The organism is Burkholderia sp. AU38729, from assembly GCF_020419725.1.
Lineage (GTDB): Bacteria > Pseudomonadota > Gammaproteobacteria > Burkholderiales > Burkholderiaceae > Burkholderia.
Genome location: NZ_JAIZQO010000002.1, coordinates 607,868 through 632,789, shown reverse-complemented (window position 1 = coordinate 632,789; position 24,922 = coordinate 607,868). Strand labels below are relative to the sequence as shown.

General features: G+C 66.6%; 19 protein-coding genes and 2 tRNA genes. 15 read left to right on the top strand and 6 right to left on the bottom strand.

Annotated features, from left to right (window positions below):
* Positions 1-392 precede the first annotated feature (392 nt).
* Positions 393-1,328, bottom strand: a complete 936-nt coding sequence (locus LGM56_RS07835; protein ID WP_226203959.1) for a YihY/virulence factor BrkB family protein — start codon at positions 1,326-1,328, stop codon at positions 393-395.
* A gap of 142 nt (positions 1,329-1,470) precedes the next feature.
* Here LGM56_RS07835 and fdnG point away from each other — a divergent pair, with 142 nt between their 5' ends.
* The 10 genes from fdnG to LGM56_RS07780 all read left to right on the top strand — a co-directional run bounded on the left by fdnG (position 1,471) and on the right by LGM56_RS07780 (position 12,135).
* On the top strand, positions 1,471-4,542 hold the full coding sequence (fdnG, locus tag LGM56_RS07830; RefSeq protein WP_226203957.1) for a formate dehydrogenase-N subunit alpha: 3,072 nt from the start codon (positions 1,471-1,473) through the stop codon (positions 4,540-4,542).
* Between the two features lie 10 nt (positions 4,543-4,552).
* Positions 4,553-5,467, top strand: a complete 915-nt coding sequence (gene fdxH, locus LGM56_RS07825; RefSeq protein ID WP_166890531.1) for a formate dehydrogenase subunit beta — start codon at positions 4,553-4,555, stop codon at positions 5,465-5,467.
* The gene (locus LGM56_RS07820) at positions 5,464-6,090 is read left to right on the top strand and encodes a formate dehydrogenase subunit gamma (protein WP_021162866.1); all 627 of its coding nucleotides are present in this window, start codon (positions 5,464-5,466) and stop codon (positions 6,088-6,090) included. Before fdxH ends, LGM56_RS07820 begins: the two co-directional genes overlap by 4 nt.
* Positions 6,091-6,196: 106 nt before the next feature.
* On the top strand, positions 6,197-7,132 hold the full coding sequence (gene fdhE / locus LGM56_RS07815; RefSeq protein ID WP_174971920.1) for a formate dehydrogenase accessory protein FdhE: 936 nt from the start codon (positions 6,197-6,199) through the stop codon (positions 7,130-7,132).
* 76 nt (positions 7,133-7,208) lie between these two features.
* Positions 7,209-8,648, top strand: coding sequence for an L-seryl-tRNA(Sec) selenium transferase (gene selA / locus LGM56_RS07805; RefSeq protein ID WP_089427919.1), 1,440 nt, complete (start codon positions 7,209-7,211; stop codon positions 8,646-8,648).
* Positions 8,645-10,570: a selenocysteine-specific translation elongation factor gene (selB, locus tag LGM56_RS07800; RefSeq protein WP_226203955.1), complete on the top strand. Its 1,926-nt coding sequence runs from the start codon at positions 8,645-8,647 to the stop codon at positions 10,568-10,570. The genes selA and selB overlap by 4 nt, the downstream gene beginning before the upstream one ends.
* A 32-nt stretch (positions 10,571-10,602) precedes the next feature.
* Positions 10,603-10,698: transfer RNA gene (locus LGM56_RS07795), tRNA-Sec, on the top strand.
* 63 nt (positions 10,699-10,761) lie between these two features.
* Positions 10,762-11,517, top strand: a complete 756-nt coding sequence (locus tag LGM56_RS07790; RefSeq protein ID WP_226203954.1) for a Fic family protein — start codon at positions 10,762-10,764, stop codon at positions 11,515-11,517.
* A 110-nt stretch (positions 11,518-11,627) separates the two neighbouring features.
* Positions 11,628-11,723: transfer RNA gene (locus tag LGM56_RS07785), tRNA-Sec, on the top strand.
* A 199-nt stretch (positions 11,724-11,922) separates the two neighbouring features.
* Entirely contained in the window at positions 11,923-12,135 is a 213-nt protein-coding gene (locus LGM56_RS07780; protein ID WP_226203952.1) for a hypothetical protein, read from the top strand.
* A 77-nt stretch (positions 12,136-12,212) separates the two neighbouring features.
* On the opposite strand, the gene LGM56_RS07775 is transcribed toward LGM56_RS07780, so the two are convergent.
* From LGM56_RS07775 to LGM56_RS07765, 3 genes are all read right to left on the bottom strand, one after another.
* The gene (locus tag LGM56_RS07775) at positions 12,213-12,638 is read right to left on the bottom strand and encodes an NUDIX hydrolase (protein WP_226203950.1); all 426 of its coding nucleotides are present in this window, start codon (positions 12,636-12,638) and stop codon (positions 12,213-12,215) included.
* A 314-nt stretch (positions 12,639-12,952) separates the two neighbouring features.
* The gene (locus LGM56_RS07770) at positions 12,953-14,341 is read right to left on the bottom strand and encodes a nucleobase:cation symporter-2 family protein (RefSeq protein WP_089474503.1); all 1,389 of its coding nucleotides are present in this window, start codon (positions 14,339-14,341) and stop codon (positions 12,953-12,955) included.
* Positions 14,342-14,483: 142 nt separating this feature from the next.
* Positions 14,484-15,440: a LysR family transcriptional regulator gene (locus LGM56_RS07765; protein WP_226203948.1), complete on the bottom strand. Its 957-nt coding sequence runs from the start codon at positions 15,438-15,440 to the stop codon at positions 14,484-14,486.
* A 103-nt stretch (positions 15,441-15,543) separates the two neighbouring features.
* Here LGM56_RS07765 and LGM56_RS07760 point away from each other — a divergent pair, with 103 nt between their 5' ends.
* On the top strand, positions 15,544-16,281 hold the full coding sequence (locus LGM56_RS07760; RefSeq protein ID WP_226203946.1) for an SDR family oxidoreductase: 738 nt from the start codon (positions 15,544-15,546) through the stop codon (positions 16,279-16,281).
* Between the two features lie 8 nt (positions 16,282-16,289).
* Here LGM56_RS07760 and LGM56_RS07755 read toward each other — a convergent pair whose 3' ends face one another.
* Complete coding sequence (locus LGM56_RS07755; protein ID WP_226203944.1) at positions 16,290-17,267, bottom strand: LysR family transcriptional regulator; 978 nt, start codon at positions 17,265-17,267, stop codon at positions 16,290-16,292.
* Positions 17,268-17,400: 133 nt separating this feature from the next.
* On the opposite strand from LGM56_RS07755, the gene LGM56_RS07750 reads away from it, so the two are divergent.
* The 3 genes from LGM56_RS07750 to LGM56_RS07740 all read left to right on the top strand — a co-directional run bounded on the left by LGM56_RS07750 (position 17,401) and on the right by LGM56_RS07740 (position 19,814).
* A complete protein-coding gene (locus tag LGM56_RS07750; RefSeq protein WP_226203941.1) occupies positions 17,401-18,117 on the top strand; it encodes an SDR family oxidoreductase in 717 nt (238 codons plus the stop codon).
* A gap of 207 nt (positions 18,118-18,324) precedes the next feature.
* Complete coding sequence (locus tag LGM56_RS07745) at positions 18,325-18,660, top strand: putative quinol monooxygenase (protein WP_089497331.1); 336 nt, start codon at positions 18,325-18,327, stop codon at positions 18,658-18,660.
* Positions 18,657-19,814 (top strand): iron-containing alcohol dehydrogenase, encoded by a 1,158-nt coding sequence (locus LGM56_RS07740; protein WP_226203939.1) that lies wholly within the window; start codon positions 18,657-18,659, stop codon positions 19,812-19,814. The genes LGM56_RS07745 and LGM56_RS07740 overlap by 4 nt, the downstream gene beginning before the upstream one ends.
* Positions 19,815-19,894: 80 nt before the next feature.
* Here LGM56_RS07740 and LGM56_RS07735 read toward each other — a convergent pair whose 3' ends face one another.
* Positions 19,895-22,075 carry an ornithine decarboxylase gene (locus tag LGM56_RS07735; RefSeq protein ID WP_226203937.1) on the bottom strand — a complete coding sequence of 727 codons (2,181 nt, stop codon included), beginning with the start codon at positions 22,073-22,075 and terminating at the stop codon, positions 19,895-19,897.
* A 511-nt stretch (positions 22,076-22,586) separates the two neighbouring features.
* Here LGM56_RS07735 and LGM56_RS07730 point away from each other — a divergent pair.
* Positions 22,587-24,887, top strand: a complete 2,301-nt coding sequence (locus LGM56_RS07730; RefSeq protein WP_226203935.1) for an Orn/Lys/Arg decarboxylase N-terminal domain-containing protein — start codon at positions 22,587-22,589, stop codon at positions 24,885-24,887.
* The last annotated feature ends 35 nt before the right edge of the window (positions 24,888-24,922 follow it).

The window sequence follows — 24,922 nt, the reverse complement described above, 5'->3', positions numbered from 1 at the left end:
CCACGCAAGTGATTCATCGTTATTTGTTGCGGATTGGAGAATAGCTCAGTGCCATCGACGCAAGAAAGCTTAAAAAATAAAGTGTCTCGAAAAGGTAACAGCGAGAAAAAGTCCATATATATCAAGCACATCAACGACTGTTTCTGTTTTTGAAAAAGTTGACAATTGCTGCGATGCGATTGTTTCGCTCGTTGATGCGCATCGCGGCAGGAAGCCTGTTTCGGCTCGTTCACGCACGGAAACCGAAGCGTGCAAACGTTTGCGGTTGCGGCAACGAATGCGCGGGCATGCAAAGAACGTGTCAACGCCGCGCGAATGCGCGGCGGGCAGCGTGGTTGCAAAGCGGCGGACGGGTGTGCGGGGGCGTGCGGCGGCGTGGCGACAGCGGTGCGTCAGTCGTCGCGCATGCCGTCGGTGGGGCGATCGGCTTGAGCAGTAACGGCCGGTGGGATGGTCGCGGCGGGCCGATGCGCGTTGCCGCGGGCGGCCGCGAATTCCGCGCCGAGCAGCAGCACGATCGCGGAGAAGTACAGCCACATCAGCAGGACCGCGAACGATCCCGCTGCGCCGAATGCACTTGCGGTGCCGGCATGCGCGAGGTATAGCGCGAACAGCTTCTTGCCGCCGGAGAACAGGATCGCGGACACGATGCCGCCGATCGCGGCGTCACGCCAGGCGACGCGCGCATCGGGCAGGAACTTCATCAGCGCGGCGAACGCGCCCGCGAGCACCGCGATCCCGACGAAGAACTGCACGAGGTTCGTGACGATCACGTACGGCGAATTGCCCAGCAGCCAGGTGCCGACGAACGTGATCGCGGTGTCGAGCACGAGCGACACGATCAGCAGGAACGCGACGCCGAGCACGAGCCCGAACGAGATCAGCCGCACGCGCACGAGCCCGAGCATGCTCGACCAGCGGTTCTCGGTGGCCGGCCAGATCACGCTGAGCGCGGCGCTGAGCGACGCGAAGGTGGCCGACGCGCCGATCGCGAGCGCGGCGAACGAGATCAGGGTGGCCAGGCCGCCGCGCTCGCCCGCGCGGTGCGCGTTCTGCACGATCGTCTGGATGCTGGCCGCCGCGTCGTCGCCGATCAGTTGGTGGGCCTGTTCGAACACCTGGCCGCGCGCGGCATCGTCGCCGTAGAACCAGCCGGCCACGGCAATCACCATCACGAGCATCGGCGCGAGCGAGAACGCGGAGAAAAAGGCGATGCCCGCGGCCATCGCGGAGCAGCGGTCGGACGAGAAGCGCTTGAACGCGGTGAGGGCCCAGTTGGCCTGTTCTTGCGCGAGACGAGTGGCTTCGGAGGTGATCTGTCGTTTCATGACGGTTCGGTGGCGCGGGGAACGCGGATCATCGTTGGTAATCAGACAATTCAGTATTGATCCGAGGATTCGAACATAGTTGCGCGAACTGTCTATAATTCCTTTCAGTTTCCTCACCCCCACAATAACGCCGAGACCAGCCATGCTACAAATGTCCCGGCGCCAGTTCCTGAAGGTGACGGCTACGTCGCTTGCCGGATCGAGTCTAGCCCTGATGGGCTTCTCTCCGTCCGAAGCGCTTGCCGAAGTCCGACAGTACAAGCTGGCGCGCACCGTCGAAACGCGCAACACCTGTCCTTACTGTTCAGTGGGTTGCGGCATCCTGATGTACAGCCTCGGAGACGGCGCGAAAAACGCCCAGCCGAGCATCATCCACATCGAAGGCGATCCCGACCATCCCGTCAATCGCGGCACGCTGTGCCCGAAGGGCGCGAGCCTGATCGACTTCATCCACAGCCCGAACCGCCTGACGCACCCGGAGTATCGGGCGCCCGGCTCGGACAAGTGGGAACCGATTTCGTGGAATGACGCGCTCGACCGCATCGCGAAGCTGATGAAGGCCGACCGCGACGCGAACTTCGTCGAGACGGCCGAAGACGGCTCCAAGGTCAACCGCTGGCTGACCACCGGCATGCTGGCCGCGTCGGCAGGCAGCAACGAGGTCGGCTACCTGACGCACAAGACCATCCGCAGTCTCGGGATGCTCGCATTCGACAATCAGGCGCGTGTCTGACATGGCCCGACGGTGGCAGGTCTTGCCCCGACGTTTGGCCGTGGAGCGATGACGAACCATTGGGTCGACATCAAGAACGCGGACGTGATTCTCGTGATGGGCGGCAATGCAGCCGAGGCCCATCCGTGCGGTTTCAAGTGGGTAACGGAGGCGAAGGCGCACCGCAAGGCGCGGCTGATCGTCGTCGACCCGCGCTTCACGCGTACGGCCTCGGTGGCCGACTACTACGCGCCGATCCGCACCGGCACCGACATCGTCTTCCTGGGCGGCGTCATCAACTATCTGCTGACGAACGACAAGATCCAGCATGAGTACGTGAAGAACTACACGGACTTCTCGTTCATCGTGCGCGAGGATTTCGCGTTCAACGACGGCATCTATTCCGGCTACGACGCGGAGAAGCACGCGTACCCGGACAAATCGAGCTGGGACTACGAGCGCGGCGACGACGGTTTCGTGAAGGTCGACCCGACGCTGCAGCATCCGCGTTGCGTGTACAACCTGCTGAAGCAGCACTACGCGCGCTATACGCCGGACATGGTCCAGCAGACGTGCGGCACGCCGAAGGAGAAATTCCTGAAAGTGTGCGAGATGCTCGCGACCACGGCCGTTCCCGGCCGCGCCGGCACGGTGCTGTACGCGCTCGGCTGGACCCACCACTCGATCGGCGCGCAGATCATCCGCACCGGCGCGATGGTGCAGTTGCTGCTCGGCAACATCGGCATCGCCGGCGGCGGGATGAACGCGCTGCGCGGCCACTCGAACATCCAGGGGTTGACCGACCTCGGGCTGATGTCGAACCTGCTGCCGGGCTACATGACGCTGCCGATGCAGGCCGAGCAGGATTTCGACGGCTACATCAAGAAGCGCGTGCAGCTGCCGCTGCGGCCGAACCAGTTGAGCTACTGGAAGAACTACAAGGCCTTCCACGTGAGCTTCATGAAGTCGTGGTGGGGCGATGCGGCGACCGCCGAGAACAACTGGGGCTACGACTACCTGCCGAAGCTGGACAAGCAGTACGACCTGCTGCAGGTGATCGAGCTGATGAATGCCGGCAAGATGAACGGCTACATCTGCCAGGGCTTCAACCCGCTTGCGGCGTCGCCGTCGAAGGTGAAGACGGCGGCCGGGCTCGCGAAGCTGAAGTGGCTCGTGATCATGGACCCGCTCGCGACCGAAACCTCCGAGTTCTGGAAGCATCACGGCGACTACAACGACGTCGATTCGTCGAAGATCCAGACCGAGGTGTTCCGTCTGCCGACCACGTGCTTCGCGGAGGAAAACGGTTCGCTCGTGAGTTCGAGCCGCGTGCTGCAATGGCACTGGAAGGGCGCGGAGCCGCCGGGCGAGGCGAAGAGCGACCTCGAGATCATGTCGGGGCTGTTCCTGCGCATGCGCAAGATGTACCAGACGGACGGCGGCAAGTATCCGGATCCGATCGTCAACCTGACCTGGCCGTACGCGAACCCGGAAAGCCCGACGCCCGAAGAGCTCGCGATGGAGTTCAACGGCAAGGCGCTCGCCGATCTGCCCGATCCGAAGGATCCGACCAAGACGCTCGTGAAGAAGGGCGAGCAGCTGGCCGCGTTCGCGCAGTTGAAGGACGACGGCACGACCGCGAGCGGCTGCTGGATCTTCTGCGGTGCCTGGACGCAGGGCGGCAACCAGATGGGGCGGCGCGACAACGCCGACCCGACCGGCATCGGCCAGACGCTGAACTGGGCGTGGGCGTGGCCGGCGAACCGGCGGATCCTGTACAACCGCGCGTCGTGCGACGTTGCCGGCAAGCCGTTCGACCCGACCCGCAAGCTGATCGGCTGGAACGGCAGCGCGTGGAAGGGGGCCGACATTCCCGACTTCAAGGCGGATGAAGCGCCCGAAAACGGGATGGGGCCGTTCATCATGAACCCGGAAGGTGTCGCACGCTTCTTCGCCCGGGCGGGGATGAACGAAGGTCCGTTCCCCGAGCACTACGAGCCGTTCGAGACGCCGCTCGACGCGAACCCGCTGCACCCGAACAACCCGCAGGCGCTGAACAACCCGGCTGCCCGCGTGTTCCCGGACGACCGCGCGTCGTTCGGCAAGGTGGCGGACTTCCCGCACGTGGCGACGACGTACCGGCTCACCGAGCACTTCCACTACTGGACCAAGCATGCGCGGCTGAACTCGATCATCCAGCCCGAGCAATTCGTCGAGATCGGCGAAGACCTCGCGAAGGAAGTCGGCGTCGCGCATGGCGAGCGCGTGAAGGTGTCGTCCAAGCGCGGCTACATCATCGCGGTCGCCCTCGTCACGAAGCGGATCAAACCGCTGACGGTCGACGGCAAGAAGGTCCAGACGGTCGGCGTCCCGTTGCACTGGGGCTTCAAGGGTCTGACGAAGCCCGGCTATCTCGCCAATACCCTGACTCCGTCCGTGGGTGACGGCAACTCCTATACACCGGAATTCAAGTCGTTCCTGGTGAAGGTCGAAAAGGCGTAAGGGGAAAGAGATGGCATTGCAATCGCTGGATATCAAGCGCGTCTCGGCCACCACGACGCCACCGCCCACGGTGCGCGAACCGGTGACCGGGAGTGTCGCGAAGCTGATCGACGTATCGAAGTGCATCGGCTGCAAGGCATGCCAGACGGCATGCATGGAGTGGAACGACCTGCGTGACGAGGTCGGCACCAACGTCGGCGTGTACGACAACCCGGCCGACCTGACCGAGCATTCGTGGACGGTCATGCGGTTCTCCGAATACGAGAACCCGGCCGGCGACCTCGAGTGGCTGATCCGCAAGGACGGCTGCATGCACTGCGAGGATCCGGGCTGCCTGAAGGCGTGTCCGTCGCCGGGCGCGATCGTGCAGTACAACAACGGGATCGTCGATTTCCACGAGGAGAACTGCATCGGTTGCGGCTATTGCGTGACCGGCTGCCCGTTCAACGTTCCGCGGATCTCGAAGAAGGATCATCGCGCATACAAGTGCACGCTCTGTTCCGACCGCGTCGCGGTCGGCCAGGAACCGGCCTGCGTGAAGACCTGCCCGACGGGCGCGATCGTGTTCGGTACCAAGGAGGACATGAAGCAGCACGCGGCCGAGCGGATCGAGGACCTGAAGGAGCGCGGCTTCGAGCATGCGGGGCTGTACGACCCGCAGGGCGTCGGCGGCACGCACGTGATGTACGTGCTGCACCATGCGGACAAGCCGTCGCTGTACCACGGGCTGCCCGACAATCCGTCGATCAGCCCGATGGTGAAGCTGTGGAAGGGCATCGCGAAGCCGCTCGCGGTGGCCGGCCTCGCGCTGACCGCGCTTGCCGGGTTCTTCCACTATGTCCGGGTCGGTCCGAACGAGGTGAGCGACGAAGAGGAACAGGCCGCGCGCGACGAGGCGCGACGCATCAAGGAGGACGCGAAATGAACCACGACGACCCCAACCTGATCGTCCGTTACACGCCGAACGAGCGCACGAACCACTGGATCACCGCGATCACGTTCGTGCTGCTCGCGCTGTCCGGGCTCGCGCTGTTTCATCCGTCGATGTTCTGGCTGACCGCGCTGTTCGGCGGCGGCCAGTGGACGCGGATCCTGCATCCGTTCGTCGGCCTCGTGATGTTCGTGTCGTTCGCGATCCTGGTGGTGCGCTTCTGGCACCACAACGCGCTCGACGCGGACGATCGCCAGTGGCTCAAGCAGATCGGCGACGTGCTGACCAACCAGGAAGACAAGCTGCCGCCGGTCGGGCGCTATAACGCCGGGCAGAAGCTGCTATTCTTTACGTTGGTCGCGTGCCTGCTGCTGCTCCTGCTGTCGGGAGTCGTGATCTGGCGGCGCTACTTCTCGTTCTACTTCCCGATCGGGGTGATCCGCGCGGCCGCTGTCGTGCATGCCGTGGCGGCCTTCGTGCTGATCGCGAGCATCATCGTGCACATTTACGCGGCGTTGTGGGTGAAGGGCTCGATCGGCGCGATGGTGCGCGGCACCGTCACGCTGGGCTGGGCTCGCAAGCATCACCCGAAGTGGTTCCGTGAAAGCGTGAAATAACGCACCGGAGCGGGGCGGCTCGCCGATCGCGGTGGCCGCTCCGTCAGCCGTCGGAACCGCCTGAAGCGCCGACCTGTCGGCGCTTGTTTATTTGGAAGATATATTTGTGACACAACGCATCCTCGAACCGACCGAGATCTCGACCCTCGATCATTCGGCCATCCCGCGCTTTCGCCTGCCGGAGCGCGCCACCGCGTTCTCGGCGCGCGCCGCGCGGCTGCGCAAGCTGGCCGACCTGAACCCGATCAGCGGCTACCTGCGGCTGATGGCCACCGTCGCCGATGCGCAGCACGCGACGCTGCAAACGCTCGAACTGCCGCTGCCGTCGAAGGAAGCAATCGCGCGTGCGCAGGAGCACTCGATGCCGCTCGTGCCGGCGCTCGACGGCGAGCGCGATCCGCGCTGGCGTGCCGTGCTGTACGAACTGCTCGACCGCGTCGAAGGCGCCGGGCTCGTCAACCCGCAGCTCGCGAAGCTGCTCGACCGGCTGCGCCTGATGGCGCCCGCCGAACTCGACGCGCAAGCCGACGCGATTCTCGCGCTGCGTTTCGCCGAAGTCGACCCGGCTATCGCGCCGTTCCTGATGGCCGCGCTGCAGGTCGTGTGGACGGACCTCGCCAGCCGCGTTCCGCCGGCCGACGTTCCGTATCTCGATCAGCCGGGGCTGTGCCCCGTGTGCGGCACGCATCCGGTCGCGAGCGTCGTGCGGGTCGGCGGCCAGTACCAGGGCTACCGTTTCCTGCAATGCGGGCTGTGCACGACCGAGTGGCACATGGTGCGCACGAAGTGCTCGCACTGCGATTCGACGAAAGGCATCGCCTATCACGGGATCGAGGGCGGCAGCGAAGCCGTCAAGGCCGAATCGTGCGACGAGTGCAAGACCTATCGCAAGATCGGCTATCAGGACAAGGACTACGAGTTCGAGCCGCTGGCGGACGATCTCGCGAGCCTCACGCTCGACCTGCTGATGAACGAAGCCGGCTACCAGCGCAGTTCACCGAACCCGCTGCTGTGGCCGGATGTCTCGCGGGACGCGAATTGACGGCACGGGCCGGCGGGACGGTGCGCGAGCACCGGCGCCGGCCCGCTGCGAAGCATGAGACTGGAGCCACAACGACGTGACCGAACCGGGTGTGAATGAACTGAATGCGGTACTGGCGCGCGTGCCGTCCGTCGAGCGCGTGCTGTCGTCGGCGCCGCTGCAACCGCTCATCGCGGACTACGGCCGCACGCGCGTGCTGAACGCCGTGCGTGCCGAGCTCGAACGCTGGCGTACCGCCGCGCAACACGATCCGGCGGCGGCCGAGCCGCTCGACGAGCCGCGCATCGCCGCGGCCGTCGCGCGCACGCTGGCCGCGCAGAGCGCGGGCGCGGTGCGCGCCGTGTTCAACCTGACCGGCACCGTGCTGCACACGAACCTCGGGCGCGCACTGTTGCCCGACGACGCGGTGCGCGCGGTGGTCGACGTGCTGACACGGCCGGTCAACCTCGAATTCGATCTCGCCACGGGCCGCCGCGGCGATCGCGACGACCTGATCGACGATCTGCTGTGCGAACTGACGGGCGCGGAAGCCGCGACCGTCGTCAACAACAACGCGGCGGCCGTGCTGCTGGCGCTGTCGGCGCTGGCGACGAAACGGGAAGTCGTGGTGTCGCGCGGCGAGCTGGTGGAGATCGGCGGCGCATTCCGCATTCCCGACATCATGAGCCGCGCGGGCGCCAGGCTGCGCGAGGTCGGCACCACCAACCGCACCCATCTGCGCGACTACGCGGAAGCCATCGGCCCGCGTACCGCGCTGCTGATGAAGGTGCATTGCAGCAACTATGCGATCAGCGGCTTCACGAAAGAGGCGACGCTCGCCGAACTCGCGCCGCTCGCGCGCGAGCATGGGCTGCCGGTGGCCGTCGATCTCGGCAGCGGCACGCTCGCCGACCTGTCGCAATGGGGCTTGCCGCACGAGACGACCGTGCAGGAAACCGTCGCCGCCGGCGCAAACGTTGTCACGTTCAGCGGCGACAAGCTGCTCGGCGGGCCGCAGGCCGGCCTGATCGTCGGCGACCGCGCGCTGATCGCGAAGATCAAGAAACATCCGCTCAAGCGCGCGCTGCGCGTCGGCAAGCTGACGCTCGCGGCGCTCGAGCCGGTGCTGCGCCTCTACCAGTCACCCGAGTTCCTGCGTGACCGGCTCACCACGCTGCGGCTGCTGACGCGCCCGCAGCGCGAGATCGCCGAGGCCGCCGAGCGCGTGCGTCCGGCGCTGCAGGCCGCGCTCGGCAGCGGTTTCGACGTGACGGTCGAGCCGATGTTCAGCCAGATCGGTAGCGGCGCGCTGCCGGTCGACCAGTTGCCGAGCGCCGGGCTCGTCGTACGCACGGCGGACGGCAAGCGCGGCGGCCGTGCACTGGCGCAGCTCGAGAAACGGCTGCGCGAATGGCCGCGCCCGGTGATCGGCCGCGTCGCCGACAATGCGCTGCGGCTCGACCTGCGCTGCCTCGAAGCCGCCGACGAGGCGGTGTTCGTCGCGCAATGCGTGCCGCTCGCGGGGCCTGCTGCATGATCGTCGGTACCGCGGGACACATCGACCACGGCAAGACGACGCTGGTGCGCGCGCTGACGGGCGTCGATACCGATCGCCTGAAGGAAGAGAAGGCGCGCGGCATCTCGATCGAGCTCGGTTACGCGTATACGCCGCTCGACAACGGCGACGTGCTCGGCCTGATCGACGTGCCGGGCCACGAGAAGCTGATTCATACGATGGCGGCCGGCGCATGCGGGATCGACTTCGCGCTGCTCGTGATTGCCGCCGACGACGGCGTGATGCCGCAGACGCGCGAGCATCTCGCGATCCTGCAGCTGCTCGGCGTCACGCATGGCGCCGTCGCGCTGACGAAGTGCGATCGCGTCGATGCCGCGCGCGTGGCCGAAGTGCGCGACGAGATCGCCACGTGGCTGAACGACTCGACGCTGGCCGGCGTGCCGATTGTCGAAACGCGCGCGACGGCTGCGGACGATCCGGGCGTCGCCGCGTTGAAGCGTTATCTGGCGGACGCGGCGATCGCGTGGCGTGCGCGCCGCGACGACGGGCTGTTCCGGCTCGCGGTCGATCGCGTGTTCACGCTCGCGGGGCAGGGTACCGTCGTGACGGGCACCGCGTTCGCGGGCCGCGTCGCGACCGGCGACACGCTCGCGATCGTGCGCACGGGCGGCGCGGCGCGCGTGCGCAGCATCCACGCGCAGAACCGGCCGGTCGAGGCCGGCCGCGCGGGCGAGCGTTGCGCGCTGAATCTGGCCGGGGTCGACAAGGCCGATGTCGAGCGAGGCGACACCGTCGCCGATGCGCGGCTCGTCGCGACGTCGCCGCGTCTCGACGTCGAGCTGACGCTGCTCGCGGATGCGGGGCTCACGCTGACGCACTGGGCGCCGCTGCACGTGCATCTCGGCACGTTGCATCGCGTCGCGCATGTCGCGCTGCTCGACGGCGATACGCTCGCGGCCGGCCAGCGGATGCGCGTGCAACTGGTGTTCGACGAGCCGGTGTTTGCGCTGCCGGGCGACCGGTTCATCGTCCGCAATCCGCAGGCGACGCGCACGGTCGGCGGCGGCCGCGTACTCGATCCGTTCGGGCCGGCGCGCAAGCGTCGTACGCCTGCGCGCCGCGCATGGCTCGACGCGCTGGCCGAATGGCTCGACGCGGGCCGCCTCGATGCGCTGCTCGCGCAGGCGCCGCTCGGCATCCCGCGCGCGATGCTCACGCATCTGACGGGTTTCGCGCCGAATGCGCTGGCCTTGCCGGAAGACGCGCTGGCGATCGGGCCGCGCGACGCCGCGTCGAACGACGGCGCGGTGATTGCCCAGGCGCACTGGCGCGCACTGCAGACGCGGGCGATCGATACGCTGCGCGCGTATCACGAGCGCATGCCCGACGAGCAGGGGCTCGACGCCGCGCGGTTGCGGCGGATGGCCGCGCCGCTCGCCGGCGATGCGCTGTGGCGCGCGCTCGTCGATGCGCTGGTGGCCGGCGGCGAAGTCGCGCGAAGCGGGCCGTGGCTGCATCTGCCGTCGCATTCGGTGAGCCTCGAGCCGCGCGAGGAGGCGCTGGCGCAGCAACTGCTGCCGCTGATTCACGCAGGGCGCTTCGATCCGCCGTGGGTGCGCGACCTGGCCCGTGACACGGGCGCGGCCGAGGACGCGGTGCGCGCGTTGCTGCGCAAGCTCGCGCGGCGCGGTGACGTGCACCAGGTCGTGCGCGACCTGTTCTATCACGCGGGCGTGGTGCGCGAGCTGGCGGAACTGGTCGCGCATCTCGCGCCGTCGCGCGAGGGCGGGCTCGATGCCGCGACGTTCCGCGATGCGACGGGGCTCGGCCGCAAGCGCGCGATCCAGATTCTCGAGTTCTTCGACCGGGTTGGGTATACTCGCTTCCACCGCGATCTTCACCTCCTGCGGCCTGACAGCGGTTGGGCGGGTATTCAGGCGTAGGCGCTCGTTGTTCTTTGGGTTCTTTTCCCCACGGAAGGCATTCGTATCCGGTGGTACGGCTGGACTTCAAATCCAGTTGGGGGTGTCAGACACTCCCGGGTAGGTTCGACTCCTGCTGCCTTCCGCCATTTGCCATTCGCCATTCCAGACGCGGAGTAAAATGGCGCGCATTGGTCGATTTTGGTGATTTCATGGATTCGTCCGTATCGCTTCTGCTGGAAGCCGTCGATGCCGACAAGGCAAAGCTGGACGCGGCGCGTCCGCTTCCGCCGCACACGCTGGCGTCATTGCGCGAAAAGCTGATGCTGGAGTGGACTTATCATTCGAATGCGATCGAGGGCAACACGCTGACGTTGCGGGAAACGAAGGTCGTACTCGAAGGCATTACGGTCGGCGGAAAGTCGCTGCGCGAGCATTTCGAGGCGACCAATCATCGCGACGCGATTCTCTATGTCGAAGAAATCGTCGGCAAGCAGGAGACGCTGTCCGAGTGGCAGATCCGGAATATTCACGGGCTGGTATTGAAGGGGATCGACGACGGCGAGGCCGGCAGGTATCGCCGGGAGAACGTCGTGATCGCAGGCGCAAGCACGACGCCCCCGGATTTCCTGCATTTGCCGGCTGAAATGGCCGCGCTCATCGATTGGGATACGCAGGCGGGCGCGATGCATCCGGTGGCACGGGCCGCCGAACTGCATACGCGGTTCGTGAAGATCCATCCGTTTGTCGACGGCAATGGAAGAACGGGGCGGCTGCTCCTGAATTTCGAACTGATGAAGTCCGGCTATCCGCCAGCGGTCATTCGCAAGGAAGACCGGCTGGCTTACTACGATACGCTGGACGAGGCGTGCACGACCGGCGACTACAGCGGCATCATGCGCCTGGCGGCCGAGTCAGTGCAGCGCTCGCTCGACGCCTACCTCGGCGTGCTTGGATTGCGCACGTAGCGGGCCATTCCGAACGCCTGTCAGGCTGGTTCGATCACTGAGGCGTCCTGTCTGGGCCGGTTACGTCCACTCCGGTAAATGTGCCGTCTGCCAGGTGTTCTTCCCCCCACGGAAGGCATTCGTATCCGGTGGTACGGCTGGACTTCAAATCCAGTTGGGGGTGTCAGACACTCCCGGGTAGGTTCGACTCCTGCTGCCTTCCGCCACCCCGTATTTCTTGTCGACTCGACGCGCTTCAATCAACGTGCAATTGCACGACATCACCGGCGATTGCAATCGCCAAAACTTGATCGGGAAAAGCACTAAAAGTTTGCTATTTTTTTCCGGGCTATAGTCGAATCACTGAAGGTAGACGCGGCGTCCCTTGCCGATACCGTTCAGGTAATGACTGTAGACGGGTGCTGTATGAAAAATAAAATCGACAAGACCGCCGGACCGATCTGGGGCGTGGCTGCAGGACTGCTTCTTGCTGGTGCAGGATTGAGTCTCGGCATTTTCCCGACGTCCTTGCAAAGCTCGGGAAGCGCGAACGACTTCATGGCGTCCGGTATTGCGATGCTCGGCATCTTCCTGGTCGTCTATGCCGCGCACGAGTTGCGAAGAAGGCGCCCGCACTGAGCGCTTACGCGCTGCCGATCCACGCAGGACGATCCGGGCCGGTCCGCCGGCTCGTGAATACGCTCGTCCGCCGCGGGCTACGTCTTGCGGATTTCGTGTTGATAAACGAGTTCGACGATGCGCTTCGTCGGAATGCTGGCGCGCAACCCGTCGACGCTGTCGATCGGAAACCACTTGCATTTCTCGATCTCGTTGTTTGCTTGCGGCGTCTGGTCCGGGCCGACTTCCGCGAAGAACACGTGATGGATTTTGGCGAGGCCGGTGAACTGCATCGAGTAGACGAGATGCTGGCCGGTCATGCCGGTTTCTTCGCATAACTCGCGATGTGCGGCGTCGAGCGGCGTTTCCCCACGCTTGATCGTGCCGCCGGGAAGCGCCCAGCGCGACGCCGCACGGGCAACGAGCAAGACCTGTTCGCCGCGATAGCAGACGATGGTCGCGCGTTCCTTGACCGGGACGGTGCTCGCTTCGGGGGCGGTATTGGGCGCTAGGGTTTGAGGCATGAAGCAATTCTAACCATCGCGGAACGATCGGCAAAGCGTGTCTGACGTGGTTTGACGATCGATCGTCACCGTCGCGTGTCCGGCCAGGCCGCCGCTGCGTTTCGCAGGTTCGAATTCGTGTCAGGCCGGCGCGCGGTCGTCCGCGCCCAGGGGGGCGGGGCGTCGGCATGAAGTGCGCGATGGGCTCGCCCTTCGCTTCGAATCGGGCGAGGCTATCTCTCGGTGCGGGATACCGCATCCGTCATGAAAAAAGCCGCGCATCCCGATGCACCGGAAGCGCGGCTTGAGGGGGGCGCCGGTCAGGCGTCGCGCCGTTACTTCTTTTCCGGCAGGAACCAGTTCATCACGAGCGCGCAGATGCCGCCCGTCGCCACGCCCGATTCCAGCACGTTCTTCAGCGCGTGCGGCAGGCTGTTGAGGATGTCCGGCACTTGCGACACGCCGAGGCCGAGCGCGAGCGACACCGCGATGATCAGCAGTGCGCGACGATCGAGATGGACGCCCGCGAGGATGTTGATGCCCGATGCGGCCACCGCGCCGAACATCACCATCGCCGCGCCGCCGAGCACGGGCTCCGGCACGGCCTGCAGCACGCCGGCGACGACCGGGAACAGGCCGAGCACCACGAGCATCCCCGCGATCCAGATGCCGACGTAGCGGCTCGCGACGCCGGTGATCTGGATCACGCCGTTGTTCTGCGCGAATACCGAGCTCGGGAACGTGTTGAACACGCCGGCCAGCAGCGAGTTCGCGCCGTTCACGAGCACGCCGCCCTTGATCCGCTGCATCCATACCGGGCCTTCGACCGGCTCGTTCGAGATCTTGCTGGTGGCCGTGACGTCGCCGATCGCCTCGAGCGACGTGACGAGGTAGATGATCAGCATCGGCACGAACAGCGCCCACGAGAAGCCGATGCCGAAGTGCAGCGGCGTCGGGACCTGGAACAACGCGGCCTGGTGCATGCCGGTGAAATCGAGGCGGCCGAGGAACGCGGCCGCGAGATAGCCGATCACGAGCGCGATGACGAGCGCGGTGCTGCGCACCCACACGATCGGCACGCGGTTCAGCAGGATGATCGTGCCGAGCACGAGGCCGGACAGCGTCAGGTTCTCCGCGCTCGCGAAGGTGCCCTTGGCCATCGCGCCAAAGCCGCCGCCCATGCTGATCAGGCCGACCTTGATCAGCGTGAGGCCGATCAGCAGCACGACGATGCCGGTGACGAGCGGCGTGATCAGGCGCTTCACGAACGGCAGGATGCGCGACACGCCCATCTCGACGAACGACCCGGCCATCACGACGCCGAAGATCGCGGCCATCACGGTCTCGACCGGCGTGCCTTGCTTGACCATCAGGCTGCCGCCGGCGATCAGCGGGCCGACGAAGTTGAAGCTCGTGCCCTGGACGATCAGCAGGCCGGCGCCCAGCGGGCCGAAGCGCTTGCACTGGACGAAGGTGGCGATGCCGGAAATCACCAGCGACATCGACACGATGAGGGTCGTATCGCGGCTGGACACGCCGAGCGCCTGGCAGATCAGCAGGCCGGGCGTGACGATCGGCACGATGATCGCCAGCAGGTGCTGCAGCGCGGCGACGAAGGCGACCATCGGCGCCGGCCGGTCGTTCGGGCCGTAGACGAGGTCGCGGGCCGAATCTGCGGCGTCGGCGCCGTGGGCGGCGGGTTGGGCGGGGGAGGCGGGTTGCATGGCGAGCGGGCCGGACAAGGTGGAAAGTGCGGCATTTTAGCCGAACGGCCCGCCGGCGCCGCTGCAATAGCGGGGATTCGGCGGATCGGGAAAACGGTGGCGGATCGACGCCCGGGCCGGCCGTGGCCGCGGCGAGCGTCGACTAGCGGGCCTGCCGCGGTGTGGGCGCGGTCGGGGTACGGGTCGGGGCGGTGATCGCATGGAACCCGGGCAGCTCGGGAATCCGCTGCTCCATGAACTGCAGGAACGTGCGGGTCCGCAGCGGCAGATACCGGCGCGACGCATAGACGAGGTGCAGCGCATGTGGCGGCACCATGTCCCACTTCGGTAGCAACCGGACGAGCTGGCCGCTGTCGATCAGGTCCTGAACGAGCCACGCGGGCCCGCTGCCCACCGCGTTTCCGGCAAGAAAGCATTCCCGCAGCGCCATCGAGCTGTTCACGCGATACCGGCCGCGCACCGGAACGACGACTTGCTCGCTGCCGCGCGCGAAGGCCAGTTCGTTGCCGATGTCCGCGCGCGCGTAGCCGACATACTCGTGCTTCGCGAGGTCGTCCGGCCGGCGGAGCTTCGGCGCCCGCGCCACGTACGCCGGCGTGGCGACCAGCAGGCGCGGCGACGACGCGATGTGGCGCGCCACGGCATCCGGCGGCAGCAGCTGGCCGAGGCGAATGGCGACATCGACGCCTTCTTCGACGAGGTCGATCACGCGGTCGGTCAATTGGAGCTCGACCTCGATCTCCGGCCACGCGGCGAGGAATTCGAGCACGAGCGCGTTCAGTCTCAGCTCGCCCAGCCCCAGCGGCGCATTGACGACCAGCTTGCCGACCGGCCGCACCGTTTGCCCGCGCACCTCGGCCACCGCGCTCGCGTACTCGTCGATCACGCGCTTGCAGCGATCGTAGAACCGGCGGCCTTCGTCGGTGGGCGCGAGGCTCGTGGTCGAGCGTTCAAGGAGGCGAACGCCCAGTTCCTTTTCGAATGCGGCGACGATCTTGCTGATCGTCGGCTGGCCGGTGCCTTCCTCCCGCGCGACTGCCGAGAAATTGCCGAGCTCAATGGCGCGGACGAACACGCGCATGGATCGCAGTGAATCCATCTTATTCCCTTAGGGCATGAACCTTATTCAAGTCTCCCACGTTCCTGCGCATTGGAGAATGACCTAACGTTCGCGAACCTTCAATCCCTGACGAGGCGTCGACATGAACGAGGCAACGCAATCTTCGGCACTGGACGGTGCGCAGGTCGTGGTATTCGGCGGGAGTTCCGGCATCGGCCTCGAGGCGGCGGCCGCCGCGAAGGCGAAAGGCGCCAGCGTCACGCTGGTCGGCCGGACCCGCGCGAAGCTCGAATCCGCCGCACAGGCGATCGGCGGCGCACGCGTCGCGGTGGCCGACATCGCGGACCGGCTGGCAGTGGAGGCCGTGTTCGACACTATCACGCGCGTCGATCACCTGGTCGTCACGGCCGGCCGGTTCATTGCCGGCAAGCTGAACGAGACCGATCCCGATCACCTGCTCGCCGCGTGGCAGGAGCGTATCGCCGGGCCGGTCTACGCGATCCGCGCCGCGTTGCCGCTGATGCCCGAGAGCGGCTCGATCGTGCTGACCGGCGGGCAACTGTCGGATCGTCCGGCCGCGCAGGGCGTTTCCGTCATTGCCGCCGCCGTGCGCGGGGTCGAGGCACTGGCGCAGTCGCTCGCGCTGGAACTGAAGCCCATTCGCGTGAACGTGGTTGCGCCCGGTTTCGTCGAGACGCCGCTTTACGACGCGTTCGGTGCGGAAGCGCGCGATGCGATCCTCGCGGGCGCGGCGGCGGCATTGCCCGGCGGCCGTGTCGGGCGCGCCGATGAAGTGGGGGAAGCGATCGCGTTCCTGCTGGGCAACGGCTTCATGAACGGCGAGATCCTGCACATCGACGGCGGCGGGCGGCTGGTCTGAGCCGCGCGTCAGCCTGCCGCGCGCGTGCCGGTGCGACGTGCCGGCGGGCGCGGCGCGCGGCCCTCCGGATACGCTCGCTGGCAGACGGCAATGACCGCATCGCGCAAGCGACGGTGCACGGGGTCGCCGTGCATGCGCGGATGCCACAGCGCGGACACAAGGATCTCGGGCAGGCGCACCGGGATCTCGAAGCTGCGCAGCCCGAGCGCCTCCGTGAGGCCCGGCGAGAACGCGTTGCCGAGGCTCGAGCGCGGCACGAGCGCGATCAGGTCGGTGCTGGCCGCGACCCGCATCGCATCGGGGTAGCCCGGTACGACGACGTGCACGGAGTGGCTTGGGCCGGCCTTGTCGGTCGAGTCGCCAGCCGGACCGCCGAAATCGCCCAACTGCGACGCGATCACGTGACGGCAGGCCGCATAGCGCGCGGGCGTGATCCGGCCCGATGCGAACAGCGGGTGCCCGGCGCGCGCCACGGCGACGTGCCAGTCGTGAAACAGCATGCGGGTGTGCAACTCGGGCGCATCGTCGCCGCGTTTGCCGATTTCCAGGTCGACGGTGCCGTCGCGCAACGCTTGCGGATCGCGGTCGGGCTTCGGGACGAAGCGGATGCGCACCTGCGGCGCGATTTCGCCGAGTGCGGCGACCACCGGGCCGGACAGCATTTCCATGAACGAGGCGGCTGCGCGGAGGGTGAACGTGGAAGTGTGCGTCGCCATGTCGACGTCGGCCGTCGCCGGCCGCAGCACCGCGCGCGCATCGCTGGCGATCGCGTGTACGCGGTCGCGCAACGCGGCGGCGTGTGGCGTCGGCACGAGCTTGCGCCCGGCGCGCACGAGCAGCTGATCGCCGGTGGCCATCCGCAACCGTGTGAGCGTGCGGCTCATGGCCGATGTGCTCAGGCCGAGCCGGCGCGCGGCGCCGGTCACGCTGCCTTCCGACAGCAGCACGTCGAGCGCGGTGACGAGATTCAGGTCGATGTCTTCCATGGCGACAGGATACGCTTCCGTGCGATTTGACATGGCGCGTGATGCAACTATAAGTTGAATCTGGTGCGTCTGGCGCCTATCGTGGTGCGCACCTATAGTGGCTGCATGACGAAACCCGGCAAAGGCGGAAACCATGCAATCAACAGTATCGAACGCGAATGTGCCTACGATCCTGCTCGTCGCGGCCTCGCGCGGCCTCGGGCTCGCGATGGCGGAGACGTTCCTGGACAAAGGCTGGCACGTAACGGGCACCGTGCGCGCAGGATCGGGGCGCACGAAGCTGCACGACCTCGCCGACCGGTTCGACGGCCGGCTCGACATCGAGACGCTCGACATCTGCGAACCGGTGCAACTGGCCGTGCTGCGCGAGCGGCTGGCGGGCCGGCGCTTCGACATGCTGTTCGTGAACGCGGGCACGACGAACGAGCCCACCGAAACGATCGGCGAAGTGACGACCGACGAGTTCGTGCGCGTGATGATCACGAATGCGCTGGCGCCGATGCGCGTGATCGAGACGCTGCAGGATCTCGTGACCGACGATGGCCTGATCGGTGCGATGTCGTCGGGGCAGGGCAGCGTCGCGAACAACGTCAGCGGGATGCGCGAGGTCTATCGCGGCAGCAAGGCCGCGCTGAACCAGTTCATGCGCAGCTTCGCGGTGCGCCAGGCCGATACGCGGCGTGCAATGGTGCTGATGGCGCCCGGCTGGGTCCGCACGGAACTCGGTGGGCCCGATGCGCGCCTGACGATCGAGGAAAGCGTGCCGAGTCTCGTCGACGTGCTGATCGCCAAGCGTGGGCGCCCGGGGCTCGAGTATCTCGACTATCTGGGGCGGACGGTGCCGTGGTAGTCGGCGCGTCGCACGAGTAGAGGCCGATGGCGATCGGCGTTGTTGTTCGTGGCGCGGTGGCGTCACTGCGAAGGCCGCGCCGATTCAATACAATGCGACGACCCGCCAGTGACACTGCGTTGCGCCGTCGCGTTCGAATCCTTCCGGTTCGCCGCGCATTGCGTGCGTCCCCGTCGTGACGGCCCCCAGTCGAACCCGGAGCGCAACATGAACGAACCTTACCTGCAGGTCATCGCGCATTTCCACGCCAAGCCCGGCAACGGCGACCGCGTGGTCGCATTGCTCGCGGAGCTCGCGCCGCTGACGCGCGCCGAGCCGAAGAATCTCGACTACGCGTATTTCCGGTCGCCGGAGGACCCCGACCACATCGTGATCCTCGAACGCTACCGCGACGCGGACGGTCTCGACGTGCATCGGGAAACGCCGCATTTCCAGCGGATCGGGTTCGGCGCGATCATTCCGTTGCTCGATCGCCGCGAAGTGTCCAGCTACATGGTGCAGCCGGGCACCGGCGCGGCGACGCCACCGGGAGGCGCCCGATGAACCCGTTTCAATTCCGTACCGTTCCGACGCAGGTCGTCGAATTCGGCGCCGCGCGCCGGCTCGGCGTGTTGTTGCGCGAACGCTTTCCGGCGCTCGTGCGGCTCTGTGTCGTCACCGACGCGTTCCTGCATCGCAGCGGCGTGCTCGCGCCCGCGCTGGAGAGCCTCGCCGCGCACGGCTGGCAAGTCACCGTGATCGACGACGTGATCGCCGATCCGCCGGAGCACGTGGTGCTGGAAGCGACCGAGCGGGCCGTCGCGGCCGATGCCGAGATCGTGCTCGGCCTGGGCGGCGGATCGTCGATGGACGTCGCGAAGCTGATCGCGGTGCTCGCGCCGGGGCAGCAGGCGCTGGCCGACATGTACGGCGTCGACAAGGTGACGAGCGCGCGGCTGCCGCTCGTGCAGATGCCGACGACGGCCGGCACCGGCTCCGAAGTGACGGCCGTGTCGATCGTCACGGTCGGCGAGGCGCGCAAGATGGGCGTCGTGTCGCCGCACCTGTTCGCGGACGTCGCGATCCTCGATGCCGAACTGACGCTCGGCCTGCCGCGTGCGGCCACGGCCGCGACGGGCATCGACGCGATGGTGCATGCGATCGAGGCCTTCACGTCCGCGCGGCTGAAGAACCCCATATCCGACATGCTGGCCGTGCACGCGCTGACGCTGCTGTCGCGCAACCTGCTCACGGCGTGCGACGATGGCCGGAATCGCCAGGCGCGCGAGGCGATGCTGGTCGGCGCGATGTTCGCGGGGCAGGCGTTCGCGAATGCACCGGTCGCGGCCGTGCACGCGCTGGCCTATCCGGTCGGCGGGATCTTCCATGTGCCGCACGGGTTGTCGAATGCGCTCGTGCTGCCGCACGTGCTGCGTTTCAACGCGGCGGCCGCCGCGCCGCTGTATGCGGAACTCGCGTCGATCGTCGCGCCGTCGGCGACGGGCAGCGATGAAGCGCGCACGCACGCGCTGATCGCCGAGATCGACCGGCTGATCGTCGCGACGGGCATTCCGCGCACGCTGCGCGAGGTCGGCATCGGGGAGGGCGACCTGCCGAGGATGGCATCGGACGCGATGCTGCAGACGCGCCTGCTCGTGAACAATCCGCGCGAGGTGACGGAGGCGGACGCGCTGGAGATCTACCGGCAGGCGTGGTGAGGCGGCGGGCGCGCCGCCCGTCATGCGTTCACGATGCGCTCAGGACCGCGAGCGGCGCGTGGCCGCCCGCCAGGCCGCCGTTACGCGCGTGACGCGTCGGCGCCGGCCGCCACCACGTACGCCGAAGCCTGCTTCGTGCCGTCCGGCCGCGTTTGCAGATAGACGCCCTGGATTTCCGGCTCGAAACCCGGCAGCGCGTTGATCCCCGCTTCGAGCGCACGGAAGTAGTCGAGCGCCGGGCCGCCCCACCTTTCGCCGGGCACCACGCAGAAGATGCCGGGCGGATAGGGCAGCGCGCCTTCCGTCGCGATCCGGCCTTCGATGCGATCGAGCGTGACGAGTTCGACGTTGTTGCGGATCAGCTCGGCGTTCGCGGCCTGCGGCAGCATCGCCTGCTTCGGGAACTGCGCACGCCGGAACATCATCTTCTGCAGATGCTTCATGTCGTGGCTGCGGTAGAAGTCGTGCATCCGCTGGCACAGCTGCCGCAGGCGCATGTTGCCGTACAGCTCAGGATACGCTTCGCACAGCGATGGAATCGCTTCGCGCAGCGGCGTGTCCTGGTCGAGATGGCGTTCGAACTGCGCGAGGTGCGCGACCAGATGCTGCAGCTTGCCGAAACTTTCGGAAGGCGTGAGCAGGAACAGGATCGTGTACAGGTCGGCCTTCTCGGGCACGACGCCGTGCTCGCGCAGGTAGCGCGCCAGGATCGGCGCCGGTGCGCCGAACGCCGCGTATTCGTGCGTGTCGCGATCGATGCCGGGCGTCGTCAGCAGCAGCTTGCACGGATCGACGAAATACTGGTCGTCCGCATAGCCTTCGAAGCCGTGCCACGTGTCGGCCGGATGAAAGCGGAAGAAGCGCAGGTCGTCGACGATCTGCTCGGTCGGGTAGTCGGCCCACGGGCGGCCGTCGATGTTCTGGGGAACGAACGGTCGGATCTGCCGGCAGGTCTTCATCAGCAGCTTGCGCGCATCGACGCCGTGCGCGACGCAGTCGCGCCACAGGCGCTTGCCGGCCGGGCCCGCGTGCATCTGCGCGTTCACGTCGAGCGCCGCGAACATCGGATAGAACGGGCTCGTCGACGCGTGGATCATGTACGCGTTGTTGAAGCGCCGGTGATCGCAGAAGCGCTTCTGGCCTTCGATGTGGCTGTCCTTCTTGTGGATCTGCGACGTCTGCGAGAAACCGGCCTGCTGCTTGTGCACCGACTGCGTGACGAAGATGCCGGGATCGTCGGGGCCGAGCGTGAGCATCAGCGGCGAGCAGTCCTGCATCATCGGGATGAACTGCTCGTAGCCGACCCACGCCGAATCGAACAGGATGTAGTCGCACAGATGCCCGATCCGGTCGACGATTTCGCGCGCGTTGTAGATCGTGCCGTCGTAGGTGCCGAGCTGGATCACCGCGAGCCGGAACGGGCGCGGCAGGCCGGCGCGCTCCGGTGCGACGTCGCGGATCGCGTCGCGAATGCGCGTTTCGTCCAGCGCCGCGCTGTCGACGCCGCCGATGAGGCCCCACGCGTTGCGGGCGGTCTCGAGGTAGACCGGCCGCGCGCCCGACAGCACGAGCGCGCCGAGGTGCACCGACTTGTGATTGTTGCGGTCGAACAGCACGAGATCGTCGGGCGCGAGCAGCGCGCTGGTGACGACCTTGTTCGACGTGGACGTGCCGTTCAGCACGAAGTACGTCTTGTCCGCGTTGTAGATTCGAGCGGCATTGCGCTGCGCTTCCAGCGCGGGGCCTTCGTGGATCAGCAGGTCGCCGAGCCGAACGTCGGCGTTGCAGAGGTCGGCGCGAAAGATCGTCTCGCCGAAGAAGTCGAAGAACATCCGGCCGAGCGGGTGGTTCGAGAAGAACTGGCCGCCCTGATGGCCGGGGCAGTCGAATTCGACATAGCCGCGCTGCACGTATTCGCGCATCACCTTGAAGAACGGCGGCAGCAGGTTCTCGCTGTAGATGTCGGCGGCGGCGGAGATCTGCCGGCCGTAGTAGTGGCGTCCGCCATGGCGGAGCTGGATCACGCCGCTCGCGCTCGGCAGGATCGACGGCGGCACTTCCTGGTCGGGCTCGACCGCGACGAAAAACGGAATCGCGAATCCGGTTCTTTCGACGGTTTCAAGCACCTGTTGCGCCGAATCGATCCCGACGACGATTGCCGCGATATTCGTGAAATCGGTCTGGAATACGTCGACCTGTTCGTGCGTGGTGAGGAAGGCGCCAATCAGCGCCGGCTCGACTGCGATTTTCAACAGGCTCACGCGAACTCTCCCGTAAATGTGCGGAAAACGAGAGCCGCATTCGCACGGGCGCGCAATCCGCGTCATCCGACACGCGCCGCCGCCGATTGAAACGCTCCCGCGAATGCTGAATGCCGCATGGCGCGCCGCACGAAAACACCTTGCGCGGTGCGGCGCAGCCGCCGCCGGTCAATGCACGGCGCAGCCGATCGTAGCAACAAAACCCGGCGAATTCAATCGAGCGGAATCGGCAATCCGATTGGTGGGCGAAACCGATCCGATAATCGGAAATCGGCGTGCTGCAATGCACATCAAAATGAACCGATTGTGAAAGGCGATTTGAAAACGTTCGACCGTTTCGCCGATTCGTCTGCTTTTCATCAAAAGGCATCTATGGCATAGTCGGCTCCGAATTGGATGGCGAATCAAACCGGATTTGCGAGCGTCTCATGCCGCCGCCCGTGGCCTGCTGTCCGCGTGCTCGTGAGACGAATTAAACCCAACGAAGCATCGGAACAACGAGGGCAAAAACATGAATACGTCCGTCGGTGGCATTCGTCGTCTCGGCCTGCGCGCGTTATTGGTCGACGACGAGATCACGCGGGAAACCGCGACCGGGCGTGCGGTCCGCACGCTGAGCGCGGAGCTCGTGCAGCGCGACATCGACGTGCTCACGGCCACCTCGGCCGACGACGCGATCATGCTGATCCGCTCCGATCCGTCGATCCAGTGCGTGCTGCTCGACTGGGATCTCGGCGTGGACGGCCACGGGCCGTCCGAGGCCGTGGTCGACGCGATCCGGCATCGCAACGCCAACGTGCCGATCTTCCTGCTGGCCGACCGCAGCGTCGCATCGTCGGTGCCGTCCGCGGTAATGGGCAAGGTCGACGATTTCGTGTGGCTGCTCGAAGATACGGCCGACTTCATCGGCGGGCGCATCCACGCGGCGATCGAGCGCTACCGCGCCACCGTGTTGCCGCCGATGTTCGGCGCGCTCGCGAAATTCTCGCGCGTCTACGAATACTCATGGCATACGCCCGGCCACACGGGCGGCACGGGCTTCCTCAAATCGCCGGTCGGCCGCGCGTTCTTCGAATACTTCGGCGAAGCGCTGTTCCGTTCCGACCTGTCGATCTCGGTTGGCGAACTCGGCTCGCTGCTCGACCACTCGGGCCCGATCGGCGAAAGCGAGCGCTACGCGGCCCGTGTGTTCGGCGCGCATCGCACGTATCACGTGACGAACGGCTCGTCGACGTCGAACCGCATCATCCTGATGGCGAGCGTGAGTCGCGACCAGATCGCGCTGTGCGACCGCAACTGCCACAAGTCGGCCGAGCACGCGATGACGATGTCGGGCGCGATCCCGACCTACCTCGTGCCGACGCGCAACCGCTACGGGATCATCGGGCCGATCGCGTCGGAGCGCCTCACGCAGGCGGCGATCCGCGAGGCGATCACGTCGAATCCGCTCACGGCCGGGCTCGCCGATCGCCAGCCGAAGCATGCAATCGTCACCAACTCGACGTACGACGGCTTGTGCTACAACGTCACGCGCGTCGAGGAGCTGCTCGGCGCGAGCGTCGACCGGCTGCATTTCGACGAAGCGTGGTACGGCTATGCGCGTTTCAACCCGATCTACCGCGATCGCCACGCGATGCACGGGGACCCACGCGACCATCGTGCGGACCGCCCCACGGTGTTCGCGACGCAGTCGACGCACAAGCTGCTGACCGCGCTGTCGCAGGCGTCGTACATCCACGTGCGCGACGGCCGCAACCCGATTCCGCATGGTCAGTTTAACGAAACGTTCATGATGCACGCGTCGACGTCGCCGAACTACGCGATCATCGCGTCGAACGACGTCGCGGCCGCGATGATGGACGGCCCCGGCGGCGCGGCGCTCACGCACGAGTCGATCGAGGAGGCCGTCGCGTTCCGGCAGATGATCGCGCGGATGAACAGCGAGTTCGGCGCGAAGGGCGACTGGTTCTTCGAGTGCTGGCAGCCCGACACGGTGCTCGAGACGCGCACCGGCCGCACGCTGCCGTTCCACGATGCGCCGCCCGAGCTGCTCGCGAGCGACCCGTCGTGCTGGGTGCTGCGCCCCGGCGCGCAATGGCACGGCTTCGGCAATATCGAGGACGGCTACTGCATGCTCGATCCGATCAAGGTGTCGATCGTCACGCCGGGCGTCGCGCCGGCCGGTGGCCTGATGCCGGTCGGCATTCCGGCGAGCGTCGTGACCGCGTATCTCGATGCGCGCGGGATCGTCGTCGAGAAAACCACCGACTTCACGATCCTGTTCCTGTTCTCGATCGGCATCACGAAGGGCAAGTGGGGCTCGCTCGTCAGCGCGCTGTGCGACTTCAAGCGCGACTACGACGCGAACCTGCCGCTCGACATGGCGATTCCGTCGCTCGCGAAGGCGCATGGCTCGCGCTATGCGGGCATGGGGCTGAAGGACCTGGCCGACACGATGTTCGCGGCGATGGAGCAGCTCGGCACGACGCGGTTGATGTCGGAAGCGTTCTCGATCCTGCCGAAGCCGGAGATGAGCCCGGTGCGCGCCTACGAGCATCTGGTGCAGGGCCGCGTCGAGCAGGTCACGCTCGAGGAACTGGCCGGGCGCACGGTCGCCACCGGCGTCGTGCCGTATCCGCCGGGCATTCCGCTGTTGATGCCGGGCGAGAACGCGGGGCCGGCGGACGGCCCGGTGCTCGGTTACCTGAAGGCGCTCGAAGCGTACGACCGGCGCTTCCCGGGCTTCGCGCACGATACGCACGGCGTGGAAGTCGAGGACGGCACGTACCGCGTGTATTGCCTGACGGCCTGAACGCGCGACCGGCCGTGCAACGGCCTTACATCGAG

Bases quoted from the DNA above. Each gene is read 5' to 3' on its own strand.
- LGM56_RS07835 (WP_226203959.1), bottom strand. From the start codon at position 1,328: ATGAAACGACAGATCACCTCCGAAGCCACTCGTCTCGCGCAAGAACAG.
- fdxH (WP_166890531.1), top strand. From the start codon at position 4,553: ATGGCATTGCAATCGCTGGATATCAAGCGCGTCTCGGCCACCACGACG.
- LGM56_RS07820 (WP_021162866.1), top strand. From the start codon at position 5,464: ATGAACCACGACGACCCCAACCTGATCGTCCGTTACACGCCGAACGAG.
- selB (WP_226203955.1), top strand. From the start codon at position 8,645: ATGATCGTCGGTACCGCGGGACACATCGACCACGGCAAGACGACGCTG.
- LGM56_RS07790 (WP_226203954.1), top strand. From the start codon at position 10,762: ATGGATTCGTCCGTATCGCTTCTGCTGGAAGCCGTCGATGCCGACAAG.
- LGM56_RS07780 (WP_226203952.1), top strand. From the start codon at position 11,923: ATGAAAAATAAAATCGACAAGACCGCCGGACCGATCTGGGGCGTGGCT.
- LGM56_RS07775 (WP_226203950.1), bottom strand. From the start codon at position 12,638: ATGCCTCAAACCCTAGCGCCCAATACCGCCCCCGAAGCGAGCACCGTC.
- LGM56_RS07770 (WP_089474503.1), bottom strand. From the start codon at position 14,341: ATGCAACCCGCCTCCCCCGCCCAACCCGCCGCCCACGGCGCCGACGCC.
- LGM56_RS07765 (WP_226203948.1), bottom strand. From the start codon at position 15,440: ATGGATTCACTGCGATCCATGCGCGTGTTCGTCCGCGCCATTGAGCTC.
- LGM56_RS07760 (WP_226203946.1), top strand. From the start codon at position 15,544: ATGAACGAGGCAACGCAATCTTCGGCACTGGACGGTGCGCAGGTCGTG.
- LGM56_RS07755 (WP_226203944.1), bottom strand. From the start codon at position 17,267: ATGGAAGACATCGACCTGAATCTCGTCACCGCGCTCGACGTGCTGCTG.
- LGM56_RS07750 (WP_226203941.1), top strand. From the start codon at position 17,401: ATGCAATCAACAGTATCGAACGCGAATGTGCCTACGATCCTGCTCGTC.
- LGM56_RS07745 (WP_089497331.1), top strand. From the start codon at position 18,325: ATGAACGAACCTTACCTGCAGGTCATCGCGCATTTCCACGCCAAGCCC.
- LGM56_RS07740 (WP_226203939.1), top strand. From the start codon at position 18,657: ATGAACCCGTTTCAATTCCGTACCGTTCCGACGCAGGTCGTCGAATTC.
- LGM56_RS07730 (WP_226203935.1), top strand. From the start codon at position 22,587: ATGAATACGTCCGTCGGTGGCATTCGTCGTCTCGGCCTGCGCGCGTTA.